We start from the raw sequence: 11,942 nt of genomic DNA, 5'->3' as shown, positions 1-11,942 counted from the left end.
TACAAGCTGTCAGGAGAGCTAAAATTGAACTACAAGACAGAATTCGCCAATGGCACAGCGACGGTTGAGCTTAGTGGCCGCTTTACATTTGGTGATCATTCCAGTTTTCGCAAACTGATCGAAGAAATGCGCACCCATCAGGCAGAAACGCATGTTCTGGATGTTACTGCGATAGAATTTATTGATTCTGCCGGGCTCGGCATGTTGCTGCTCGCCCGTGATGAAGGTGAAAAGTCCAACACCACCGTGATCCTTAAAGGCGCACAGGGACAAGTCAAACGCATGCTGGAAGTCGCCCGTTTCGACACCTTGTTCAAACTGGAAGACTAAATTGATGGCCGTTGGCAGCGAAAGCCGCACAAACCATTCGGTTGCCCTTGCGCAATCTCTGACGCGAGACAGTGTGGCACGCATGCTTGCCAATGGCATCATCTGGGAACAGCCAGATCAGATTGCCGTAAAATACGTAACCGGCCAAACCCCCGAAGACTTTCCGCAAAACAAACGTTACTCGGTTTGCTTTTTGCCCGCGCAGGTCAACCGCGACTGGCTGGGCAGCTTGATCCGTTTGAATTGCGAAATATTTATCGCATGCTCGCCTGGAATGGATCTGGGCGATCTACCCCCGCTGGTATCCCCGAAAAACGCACCCAAAAATGCGCTAACGGTATGCCTTTCAACGCGATGCGCCTATCACCTGCCAATTGCACGCAAATTCGTAACTGCGTTGCGTCACCGTGGCTTGATTAGCGAAAAAAGTGCCCCGACGGTTGAGATGGCGGTACAGGAATCCTTTGCGAACTCACTTCTTCACGGCAATCTTGAGCTCAATACACGCGGCCACCTTTCGATGGACAGCTTCACCGAGTTAGGCGAAGAAACCCAACGCCGCCTTGCCTCTAATCAGCATGGTGCCCGTGCCATGGTTTTGACGGCGCGCAGACGAAAAAACGGTCATCTCCTTATTTCCATTCATGATCAGGGCAACGGCTTCACGCCCCCGAACAAAAAAGAAATCAAGGATGTCTCCGCCCATGAAACGACGTTCGGCCGTGGTCTACCCTTGGTCCGAAGTCTATGCCATTCCGTGAATTTTTCGCGCGGCGGTCGGACTATTGAACTCGAATTTTCTCATGACCAAACCGACATTTTGCCCGCCGATCCTACTTTCCTGACTAATCTGGAAGAACACGATGGTCACGGACAAGACGGGGAACTGCGCAATCCGAAGAATGCGACCATTCTGATTGCAGATGACACAATGTTGTCGCGTGAAATTATCGCGTCCTATTTGCGCGCAGATGGCTATACAAATCTTGTTTTTGCCAAGGATGGCGAAGATGCCTTGGCGCAAATCAAGGAACATTCCCCTGATTTGATCATCCTCGACATCATCATGCCAAAACTTGACGGTTACGGCGTCTGTAAGGCCGTTCGGGCAAATCCTGCTTATGCCGAAATACCCATCATTGCCCAAACAGCACTTGAAGAAAATGAGGGCCGAACACGGATCTTCACTGATGGCGCGACCGATCTTATTTTAAAGCCGCTCAATAAGGCGGAACTGATTGCACGCATAAAAATCCATCTTGAAAATCGCTTGCTGGTCAAACAGTTGCAAGCCTATCAGGAACGGACCCAATCCGAACTTGAACTTGCCCGTGACATGCAAGAAAACCTTAACCCTGCACCAGAACATTACCGCGGCACCGGCATTGATTACGGCATGCGCATCAGCGCAACTTTTCAGATGTCTTCGGAACTGGGCGGTGACATGTGGGGACTGGTCCCCATCAATTCCTACCAGCTTGGCGTTTACATCGTTGATTTTGCCGGACATGGATTGGGGGCGGCACTTAATACATTCCGCCTGCATTCGCTTATTTGGTCGGAACAAGTGCGCGACAGGGATCCAGGCGAATATCTTGAGATCCTTAACCGTCACCTCAAGGGACTGTTGCCCGTTGGTCAATATGCCACCATGCTGTATGGCATTATTGATCGTCATGAGAATACATTCACCTATGCCAGTGCGGCTTGCACCTCACCGGTTTTAGGCAACAGCGCCACGGGCGAAGCACGCTATCTTGACGGGACGGGCCTCCCGCTTGGGGTGATCCGCGATGCGCGCTATGAAAACCGCAAAGTTCCCTTCGACCGGAACAGCTTTTTGTTGCTGTACAGTGATGCCCTGATCGAAACCACTCTTGATGACGGGCAATTCCTGAGCGAGGAAAAACTTCTTACGATGCTGCGTGAAACCATTCTGGAAGGTGGGAAAGAAGTCGACTTGGCTGCACAGATCGCCGACCAATTCATGGATCGCGCCCCGGCACAGCTTTCTGACGATTTCACAATCGTATCACTGCAATCTGCGGCCGTTCCAAGCGCAACCTGAATATGGCGCACCGGCATTTTCCTAGGAAACGTAGCGCCCGCGGGTAAGTGATGATAGAACAATATCGCCAAATGGCTCTGCATCGCCCCAGACAAATGTCGAATGATCGACAATGACTTCCGCGCGATCTTTGACCACGATCTCACGTTTGGCGGCAATCCGTCCTGAGATCACCGTGCGAACCAAATTGGCAAGCCCTTTGCGCGCACCCGCATGATCGGGATCATGGCTAAGAACCGTGCCCAATTGATCAAGGGCGCGCATTTTATCCCGGCATCCGACAAGATCGGCGGCCAAGACGCGCAATTCACGGGCATCCGGGCGCAGGCTGATCGCGATTTCAAGATGTTCGAGTGCCGTTTCACGCCGCCCTGTCTGGGTATAGGTGCGCGCCAACCCCAAATGGGTCGCAGCATCAAGATCATCAAGCAAAAGAGCCCGGCCAAAGGCGTTCAACGCCAATTCGCTTAAGCCCAGATCAAGCAGGACATGCCCTAAGACCCGAAGTCGTGCCGGTTGGCCGGGCAAACTGTCAACCAGATGCCGCAGGCGACTTCGAATTTCAGGCGCAAGATCAATCTCGCTTGTGATGGCCATTTCAAATGGCTGCGAAATCTGTGTCTGCGATGACATTGCCGAATGTCCCGTTCCCGCCAAAATTCGGGACCGATTAACGCATCAAGGTGAACGTATTGATGGTCCCGCGGAACATAGATTACCGCCATCTGGTTGCAGGAAGATTAACCGAGTCGCACCTTCTGACATCTTGCCAAGAAAAGTTACAAACCGGCTTGGGGATCAAATCAGGATTTAAGTGTTTGATGCAACGGGGTAAACACCGCCTCACGGCTAGGGCGGGCAAACAAATACCCCTGCATCAATCGGCCGCCCAATGCATGGATCGCATCGCGCTGACTTTCCGTTTCAATGCCTTCAAGCACACACTCGATGCCAAGATTGGCACACATATCAATCACCGTCTTAACAATGCGGCGGCTGCGTTCATTGACCGGTAAGGGGGTGACGAAACTTCGATCAACCTTAAGCGTATCGAATTCCAGTTCATGGACATAGCGCAGGCTGGAATAGCCAATCCCGAAATCATCCAGCGCAATCCGCGCACCATGTGTGCGCAAGTAACGAATGCTGGTACGGGCTGCGGCGAAATCACGTAAGAACGCAGTTTCCGTCACCTCGAATGTCAGCCGTTTTGGGTCAATGCCATGCTCTGTGATTTCATCAATCAGCCATTCCACCGTGTCCGATAATACGATATCGCGGGCTGAAAGGTTGAAAGACACCGAAACATCCGTCGGCCATGTTGCCATATCGACCAACAGCTTTTCGAACAAAACGCGGGTCAGGAAACCGACCTGACCGGTCTTTTCAGCAACAGGAAAGAACGTGCCCGGCGACACGCGGCCCATCAAATCACTGTCCCAACGCGCCAAGGCTTCGACCGAATTGACCTTCCCCGTATCTGTGTCGAAAACCGGTTGATAATGAAGGGTCAATTCTTTGGACAGATCCGCTTTGCGCAAGGCCTGTTCAATCTGGGAATCATGGCGGATCAGAGTTTCGTGGTGGGCTGCAAACAACACAGCTTCGCCCGGACAGTTTTTCTTGGCGTGATACAACGCAAAATCCGCCCGTTCAAACAACCCGTTCGAACTGCGCGCCACCGTCGGATAGGTCGCAAGCCCCAAGGATGCCGACACCTGAACCGTAACCCCACTTAATGCAAAGGGACGGTTTAATGCCGCACAAAGCTGCCCGCCCATTTCGATCAGATCAATGGCATCTTTATACTCGGTCAGGAGGATACCGAACTCATCCCCGCCCAGACGAGTTAAAAGCGTATCTTCCCCCAAAATGCGCCGCAGACGTTCGCCTGCCTGCATCAAAAGTTCGTCGCCTATCGGGTGACCATGCACGTCATTGACCGGTTTGAACCCGTCAAGATCAATCATCGCCACAGCAAACCGATCTGTCGCCTGAGCCCCTTTGACGGTCTTATCAAGGGTCACGAAAAAGGCACGCCGGTTGGAAAGCCCAGTCAAAGGATCAATCAACGCCAATGCTTCGTTCTGGCGCGACAATTCAATTGTTCTCTGGTGCTGATTTTCAAGATCAAGCTGCGTATCAACCAGACCGGAGAAGTTGGCATAATAACTTCTGATGATTTGAATAATCATCAGCGACACCAGCGCCATATTGACGGCAATCGCGACGTAAACTTCGTTGCCGCTAAATCCAAAAAACAGAACGAATGTGCCAAGCACAATCACGACAACCAACAAGGCCGCTGGTGGGAAATTCACCAGACAAAAGATACAGCCCACAACCGTAATCGAGATAAAATATGCGACATGACCCTGCTGATAAGGATCACCATATCCAAACATCGTGATTGCCCAGGTCGTAAAGAGTACGGCAATAACCGCAGCCATTACTCTAATTCGCTTCAGGTTGCGGATGCAGGCATCAATATCGTCAACAACCACACTGGCCCGGCTCCAGGAAATAGCCCGCACCACACAAATCACGCCAAGAATGATAACGGCATAAACTGTCAACCAGTCTGGCGCGATCCCATAATGGGTGTAGGCAAGTGCCACTGCGTTGGCCAGCAACAGCATGTATAGAACCGGAATCAAACGTGACAACGCCTCTACCTGAGCACGGATCAGCTCAGGTTTTTCGGTCTGTATCTTGATTAAGTCGGCAAATCCTTGCCAAAAAGAACCGGAAGCCACGGTATCAAAAACCCAATGCGTTCATTACCATAGCAAAAGACTACACAGAAAACGCGGCAGAGAACATACCTTCATCACCTATTCGTCATACAAAAGGTAAATTTGCCATGTATAGATGGATATACAGGCCGGATTGATCCGTTTAATCGCGCAGAGTCCGGCAGAAAGTTATTTTATTACCTGCTGCAATCCTGCCCAACGGGCCGTCAAAGACGCACAAAGCTGTCAATCGGTACGAACCAATCTGTTAGCGACCAATATTGTTCAATATCTCGCCTTCGACTCCTTCGGATATCAGATAATCGCGCAATGAACGCCCCGGAACGGGCCGGAATTTACTGGTTGAAATTTCCATGATGACAATCCGGTCGGCACGAAAAACACGGAATGCTTCGCGCAACTCACACCAACACGCCAAAAGCCACGTGCTGCCAAAAAACAACATCCCCAAAGGCCAGACCCGGCGTTTGGTATGATCCCCCTTGGCATCGGTGTAATCAATATCAATAAGATTGCGCTCGCGGATCGCGCGGCGCAAATCGGGCATGGATATCGCAATTGGTTCCTGTGCGATCTCGGCCACCGCAATCGGCACCCCGCCAATCAGTCCGCGCATTTTTTCCGGTAAAACGGCCTCGATCTTGGTCAGGGCATCGCCCGCGGCACGCGCCATTTGCGGATCGGTCCAACTTTGCACCATCCGGGCGGCAACCACCAATGCTTCGATCTCGTCGGCATCAAACATCAAAGGTGGTAAATCATACCCATCGCGCAGGATATAGCCTACCCCCGCCTCGCCCTCGACCGGGACACCCGATGCAGCAAGGTCGCGAATATCACGGTAAATCGTGCGTTCGGAAACTTCAAGTTCCTCGGCCAAATCACGTGCACGGCAAAGTTTGCGGCGGCGCAAGATTTGAACAAGGCGAAATAATCGGTCGGCCCTTCTCATGATCGCTCCTTCGTCATCCTGCCCTGATAATTATCATAACGCTCCTGACAGGCTCCTGTCAGGAGGGATGTGCAACCATGCAGAAATCGGGACAGGATCAAACACCAACGTCAGGAGCATGACGATGAAAGTCACCAACTCATATCCAATCATTATCACCGAAAAATTCACCCAAAGCCGCGCCTTTTACAAGAAACTCGGCTTTACCCCGGTCTTTGACGGCGAATGGTATTGCCAGCTTGTCTGGTCAGATTTTCCATCTGTCCAGTTGGGTCTGATGAAACCGGGTCATGATACTCAGCCTGCCATTTTCCACTCCGCCACCTTGGGCGAAGGCAGTGTCATGTGCCTTGAAGTCGAAGATGCATCTGACGCCGCTGATGAACTGCGTGCTGCCGGTTTTGAATTTGCTGTTGATCTGCGTGATGAACCATGGGGGCAACGCCATTTTGCCCTGCTTGATCCCAACGGGGTTCGGATTGATGTCGCCAGTCAGAATGGTGAAGTCGCACCGGAATATGCCCAGCACTTTCTCGACGACGCCCAAGCTATCTTGGCCTAAGCCCCTTCGCGCCCAAAAATCACGAAAGAATGCCCCATGATCATTGATCACATTTCCTTGCCAGTTTCCGATTTCGAGAAATCAAAGGCCTTTTATCTAATGGCCTTGGCCCCACTGGGGATTGGCATCCAGTATGAAGAAGATGCCAAAACCACAGGCACCACCGATTTCGCAGGTTTCGGAACCGAACACGGCCCCGAATTCTGGATTGGCGGCCTGATGAAGGCCGACCGGCATATGAGCCACGTCGCCTTTAAGGCCAAAGATCGTAAAAGCGTTGATGCCTTTTATGCGGCTGCCCTTGCAGCTGGTGGTATCGATAATGGCGCACCGGGTTTACGTCCGCATTACGGGGAACATTACTATGGAGCCTTCATTATTGATCTGGACGGGGTGAATATCGAAGCCGTTTGCCATCTTCCCAACGGCTAGGAAAGAACACCCAATCTTCTTCCCCTGCATGAAAACGAAGCAGTCCGTCAATTGGCGGGCTGCTTCTCATTTCACCATGACATTGGCGAAGTCCGAAATCGTCTTGGCGGCATCGGTTATGTTCTGGCTTTGCGTTCGACCTGAACTTTTGCGTGGTTTGAAATCATGTTCACCATCCTCAACCCAGTGAAGTTTGATGGCATCCGATAAACCATATCCTGCCACTTCATCGGGTTTGCCAAACGGGTCGCGGGTGCCATGGCAAATCAGGGCTGATGTTTTCAAGCCCAGCAAATGATCGGTACGCAATTTTTCAGGCTTCCCCGGCGGATGAAACGGATAGCCAAGGCAAACAAGCCCCGCCACCCCAAGGTCATCCGCAACCATGCTGGCCATGCGCCCACCCATGGATTTGCCGCCAATGATCAGATGGTTGGGATCGCCAAGCTGGCGCACAACCTCACCAAAGAAGTCCAGTAAAACCGGCCCGCGTTTTTTGCCATCACTCCGGCGCTTGGCCATATAGGGAAATTCAAACCGCGCAACCCGCCACCCGTTATCGGCAATAGCTCCCGCCATTTCATTCATAAACGGACTGTCCATCGGCGCCCCTGCCCCATGGGCAAGAACGATGGTCAGCTTTGCGTTTTCATCACCATCAAACAGGAATTCAATCTGATCATCGGTTATCACTTGAAACTCCCGGCACATTCGATCCTGTTACACATACGAAACTTGCCATCATCTGTCCAAGTGCAATCATTGGCGCAGGGCTGTTTTGCGTGACCGCCAGTTCGCAAAGTCTCGATTCCCGAATGATTATAAGGTTATAATGACCAAACCTGCCCCGCCGACACGCCCCAAACGTCGGCACACCACCCAATCGCGCCACCCGCGATAATCCGCCTTCCTTCTTTGCAAAGGCCAATATTCGTGTCACCAGATCACATAGAAGCCCCTGTTTTTCCGCCAAAAGAACGCCTAGGTCGCCTGCCCAAAGCCGCACAATGGGGCGTCATGGTTTCGGTATCCTTGGCATTTTCGGTACTGTTGCATCACTGGAACGTTCCGGCATCCCTGTTGGTCGGGCCCATGGTCATTGGTATTTTCATGGGTACCAATGGCGCGACCATCACCCCGCCCAAGCCGCTTTATCTTGGCGCGCAGGCCATTCTTGGCACCATGATCGGTGGATCAATGACCATTGGCATCCTGACATCCTTTGCACAGGACTGGCCGCTGATCATTGGTGTGGCGACCATAACCTTGCTGGCCAGCAGCTTTCTCGGTTGGATCCTGTGCGTTAAACAGGTTTTACCCGGTACAGCGGGCATTTGGGGATCATCACCGGGGGCTGCATCGGCAATGGTCATCATGGCAGAGGCCTTTGGCGCCGATGCCCGCCTTGTCGCCTTTATGCAATATGTCCGGGTGGTGATTGTGGTGGCTGTGGCCTCAAGCGTTGCCAATTTCTGGGTTGATCCCGCCCTGCTTGCTGCAATGGGGCCGCACGACTGGTTCCCATCGTTTGATCTTGGCGGCTTTGCCATCACACTTGGTCTTGCAGCAGCATGTTGTTTTATCGGGGCAAAATCACGTCTGCCGTCGGGACCACTGTTGGTTCCGATCATTGTCACCATGATCTTGCATGTCAGCGGCGTTCTTGACGTTGTTTTACCCGAATGGTTCCTTGGATTGACCTATGCCATGATCGGCTGGGTGATCGGGCTTAAATTCACCCCGCCCGTACTTCGCCATGCGGCACATGCCTTTCCCAAGGTTTTGCTGTCCATTGTCGTTTTGATCGGATTTTGCGCCGGGATTTCCGCATTGCTGGTGATTTTCTTGGATGTCGATCCGCTTACCGCCTATCTGGCAACAAGCCCCGGCGGACTTGATTCGGTCGCCATCATTGCCGCCAGCACCAATGTCGATCTGTCCTTTATCTTGGTCTTGCAGGCTACAAGGTTCTTTATGGTTCTGGCATTTGGGCCGCCCCTTGCCCGATGGGTGGCAAAGCGCACAGCCCATCTGCCATCAGTATCCAAAAGCGACCTATAGAGGGGCATAACACCCCTACATCACAAGGATTTTGCCAACAAATCCTTCGACCCGGTTGCTGAGTTCCGCCCCTTGCGCTTCCAAGTTTTTGGCAGCATGCCCCAGTTCGTTTGAAACGGTATCGGTGTGCTTGATTGCACCACTGATTTCGACAACACTTTCCCCGACCAAGCGGGCTTCGCCGACGGCGGCATCGGCATCCGATGCCACAGAAATGCAAATCCCGGCCTGCTGATCTGTTTGAGACGCCGTTGCTTCTGCGCGGGTTTGCAGATCATCCATGGCAACAGCGATCTGTTCGATATCGCTGCCCGCCTTGGCAATCGCATCGAGCATCGAGGTCATCCAGCGTGAAATTTCATCGGTCGCACTGGCAGACTGCCCGGCAAGGGCTTTGACTTCCTTGGCGACAATGGCAAATCCCTTGCCCGCCTCGCCAACACGTGCCGCCTCGATCGAGGCATTTAGACCCAGCATCTTGGTCTGTGCCGCAATTGCCGCAACCGATGACAACATCTTTTCCGCATCGGCAGCGCGATCTTGCAAGGTCGCAAAGCCATCGCGCATATCACGGGCCTGACGGCCAATTTCATGGGTGGTTTTAACCGTTTCGGCGGCATCTGCGCCAACGACCACCAATTGATCTTTCAGATTTTCCATCTGAACGGCGACATTTTCAATGCGTGACAGGGCCCGGTGGGCGGCCCGATCAATGCCATCGCTGCAGGTGCGGGTTTGATCGGTACTATCACCCAAAACATCAAGCGCACTGCGCATCTGACTGACCGCAGCGCCCAGCATCCCGACCGTGCCTTGAACCTGACTTTCGAAATCAGATGCCAGTTGTTCGCGTGATTTCAATATCTGTTCGCGTTCAAGCACACGGGCAACCTGCCCGCCAACAAACCCAAGAAGCTCAAGGATCTCGTCATCCAGCTCAGCCACATCGGGGCTGAAAAATTCAATCACCCCTTCGGTCCGTCCGGCAAGTTTGACCGGCAAGGCAAAGCAGCCGCGCAATCCATTACGGGCGGCAGAACCGGCGCGTAAGAACCCGTCCTTTTGCGTCACATCGGCAATGCAAACCGCCGCCCCGTTGGCCGCAACCGATCCAATCAGCCCCTGCCCCAAGGCAAAAACGGTTTGCTCAGACTGGGTTCGAAACTCGGCAATTGTCGATGCCGCAATCGAAGAACTGATTGACCAGATACCTGCCGATGACAATTGATCGCCGTCGCGCAAATAGGCATGGCCAACCGGCCATTTGCAGTAATCACAAACCGCATTCAGGATATCGGAAATCGCATCGTTCCGTGCACTTGCCGCGTCGGCAACCGAACTGACCTTGCGCAACAGCCGCAAAATATCGGCAAGCCCCGTGCTGTTTTTTGCACGACGCAAATCCTGGTCATTTTCGGGGGAAATGGAACGAATAAGACCGGCAAACATATTGGGTACTCCGAGGCTAAAACAGGTCGGCCTTCCATCCGGAAGTCCAAACACGTTGCGCAAGCCTCGTTGCCTGCCGATCAATCGGGATGTGAATGGCGTCGTTGCCTTCACATCCTGTTACATTAGCGTAATACCGCACACGCGAAAAGGGCCTTTCGCATGCGCGGTAAAGTTTATCCAAAATATGGCATCCCTAGGGGAGGACACTTTCGGAAAATGTGTTTTTAGTGAACGGCTTATGCCTTCGCCCGGCGAAAGACACCAGATGCCGTCATCACGCCAAGGATCACAAGAACCACTGCCAGAACAAGGGCAAGGTTACTTGCTTCGCCCAACACGATCACACCGCCAAGCGCGGTTAGTGCCGGTGTCATCGCGCCAAAGGCCGATGCCCCGGTCGATCCGATATGACGCACAGCAAGACCATAGGTAATCACGGCCACACAGCCCGCCAAAAGCCCCTGTGCGGTCAGCAACATCATCACATCCCCCCTTGGCGCATCGCCCAATGTCGTGCCGGTGAAAAGTGCGATGATCGCCATAATGACAAAGGACCAGAAACCGACAAAGGATGCGGCTTCAAGCGCGCCCAGCCCGCTTTGACGCATGGCATGGGTGTAGCACGCCCACATAAACGCACCCGCTGATACAAGACCATAACCAAGCAACATGTCATTGCTGATCTCACCTGCCGGTTTCAGGGCAACCAACGACAAGACGCCAACAATCACTGCACCATATCCGGCAATGCGGACTTTCCCCGGACGTTCACCAAACAGGACAACCGCAATCAGAACCGCCCAGACGGCCATCACACCGGGCAATAAAATACCCACATGACTGGCCGGTACGAATTGCAACGCGCTGGCAACCATCAGGGTATAAAACGCGCCAGATCCTGCCAGCATCATAAGCCCGTTAATCAACGACAACCCTTTGGGCCAGATGCCTTTTTTGATCCAGATGGGGGATAACAGAACAAACGGCACGACAAAGCGTAAAAGGCCGATATCAACGGCTGTAAAGCTTGAAGTCATGGCATAGCGGGTGGCAATCAGCCACCCCGCCCAGATGCAGACAGTGGCAAGAGCAGATGTCACACCGACAAAGCGGCTTTCCGTCGCACTGGTAGCACGAAGCGCGGAAGTTTCAGACATATCAATTTATCCGGTAAGGGTTTGATTTGGTTTGGTCTGAAACAGACCATGTGCCCCAAATTGACGCAAGCCCCTTGACCACGGGTCAGCTATGCATAGGCTCTGTGCCCAATGAAAAACGGCGCAAGGTTTCCCCTGCGCCGTTTTCGTCATATTGGCAATCGCTCTGAAA

At 52.8% G+C, this 11,942-nt stretch carries 11 protein-coding genes; 5 read left to right on the top strand and 6 right to left on the bottom strand.

Going from position 1 to position 11,942, the window contains the following annotated elements; genetic code table 11:
* Positions 1–24: 24 nt before the first annotated feature.
* Together RIC05_RS02720 and RIC05_RS02715 are read left to right on the top strand one after the other, a co-directional pair.
* Entirely contained in the window at positions 25–330 is a 306-nt protein-coding gene (locus tag RIC05_RS02720) for an STAS domain-containing protein (protein WP_350046269.1), read from the top strand.
* Between the two features lie 4 nt (positions 331–334).
* Positions 335–2,398, top strand: coding sequence for a SpoIIE family protein phosphatase (locus RIC05_RS02715; RefSeq protein ID WP_350046270.1), 2,064 nt, complete (start codon positions 335–337; stop codon positions 2,396–2,398).
* Positions 2,399–2,419: 21 nt separating this feature from the next.
* Here the strand turns inward: RIC05_RS02715 and RIC05_RS02710 are convergent, their stop codons facing one another.
* The 3 genes from RIC05_RS02710 to RIC05_RS02700 all read right to left on the bottom strand — a co-directional run bounded on the left by RIC05_RS02710 (position 2,420) and on the right by RIC05_RS02700 (position 6,106).
* A complete protein-coding gene (locus RIC05_RS02710) occupies positions 2,420–3,031 on the bottom strand; it encodes a hypothetical protein (RefSeq protein ID WP_350046271.1) in 612 nt (203 codons plus the stop codon).
* A gap of 170 nt (positions 3,032–3,201) precedes the next feature.
* The gene (locus tag RIC05_RS02705; protein ID WP_350044026.1) at positions 3,202–5,064 is read right to left on the bottom strand and encodes a putative bifunctional diguanylate cyclase/phosphodiesterase; all 1,863 of its coding nucleotides are present in this window, start codon (positions 5,062–5,064) and stop codon (positions 3,202–3,204) included.
* 337 nt (positions 5,065–5,401) lie between these two features.
* A complete protein-coding gene (locus RIC05_RS02700) occupies positions 5,402–6,106 on the bottom strand; it encodes a helix-turn-helix transcriptional regulator (protein ID WP_350046272.1) in 705 nt (234 codons plus the stop codon).
* A gap of 124 nt (positions 6,107–6,230) precedes the next feature.
* Here RIC05_RS02700 and RIC05_RS02695 point away from each other — a divergent pair, with 124 nt between their 5' ends.
* Together RIC05_RS02695 and RIC05_RS02690 are read left to right on the top strand one after the other, a co-directional pair.
* On the top strand, positions 6,231–6,668 hold the full coding sequence (locus RIC05_RS02695) for a VOC family protein (RefSeq protein ID WP_350046273.1): 438 nt from the start codon (positions 6,231–6,233) through the stop codon (positions 6,666–6,668).
* Between the two features lie 36 nt (positions 6,669–6,704).
* Positions 6,705–7,100 carry a VOC family protein gene (locus tag RIC05_RS02690; RefSeq protein WP_350044023.1) on the top strand — a complete coding sequence of 132 codons (396 nt, stop codon included), beginning with the start codon at positions 6,705–6,707 and terminating at the stop codon, positions 7,098–7,100.
* 66 nt (positions 7,101–7,166) lie between these two features.
* On the opposite strand, the gene RIC05_RS02685 is transcribed toward RIC05_RS02690, so the two are convergent.
* Positions 7,167–7,793: an alpha/beta family hydrolase gene (locus RIC05_RS02685; protein WP_350046274.1), complete on the bottom strand. Its 627-nt coding sequence runs from the start codon at positions 7,791–7,793 to the stop codon at positions 7,167–7,169.
* Between the two features lie 240 nt (positions 7,794–8,033).
* On the opposite strand from RIC05_RS02685, the gene RIC05_RS02680 reads away from it, so the two are divergent.
* Positions 8,034–9,161 (top strand): AbrB family transcriptional regulator, encoded by a 1,128-nt coding sequence (locus RIC05_RS02680; protein ID WP_350046275.1) that lies wholly within the window; start codon positions 8,034–8,036, stop codon positions 9,159–9,161.
* 15 nt (positions 9,162–9,176) lie between these two features.
* On the opposite strand, the gene RIC05_RS02675 is transcribed toward RIC05_RS02680, so the two are convergent.
* Positions 9,177–10,610 carry a methyl-accepting chemotaxis protein gene (locus RIC05_RS02675; RefSeq protein ID WP_350046276.1) on the bottom strand — a complete coding sequence of 478 codons (1,434 nt, stop codon included), beginning with the start codon at positions 10,608–10,610 and terminating at the stop codon, positions 9,177–9,179.
* 239 nt (positions 10,611–10,849) lie between these two features.
* Positions 10,850–11,770 carry a DMT family transporter gene (locus tag RIC05_RS02670; RefSeq protein WP_350046277.1) on the bottom strand — a complete coding sequence of 307 codons (921 nt, stop codon included), beginning with the start codon at positions 11,768–11,770 and terminating at the stop codon, positions 10,850–10,852.
* Between the last annotated feature and the right edge of the window lie 172 nt (positions 11,771–11,942).

This window comes from Thalassospira sp., from assembly GCF_040218635.1.
Classification (GTDB): domain Bacteria; phylum Pseudomonadota; class Alphaproteobacteria; order Rhodospirillales; family Thalassospiraceae; genus Thalassospira.
The sequence above is the reverse complement of the archived record's forward strand: the minus strand, read 5'-3'. Positions and strand labels throughout refer to the sequence as shown.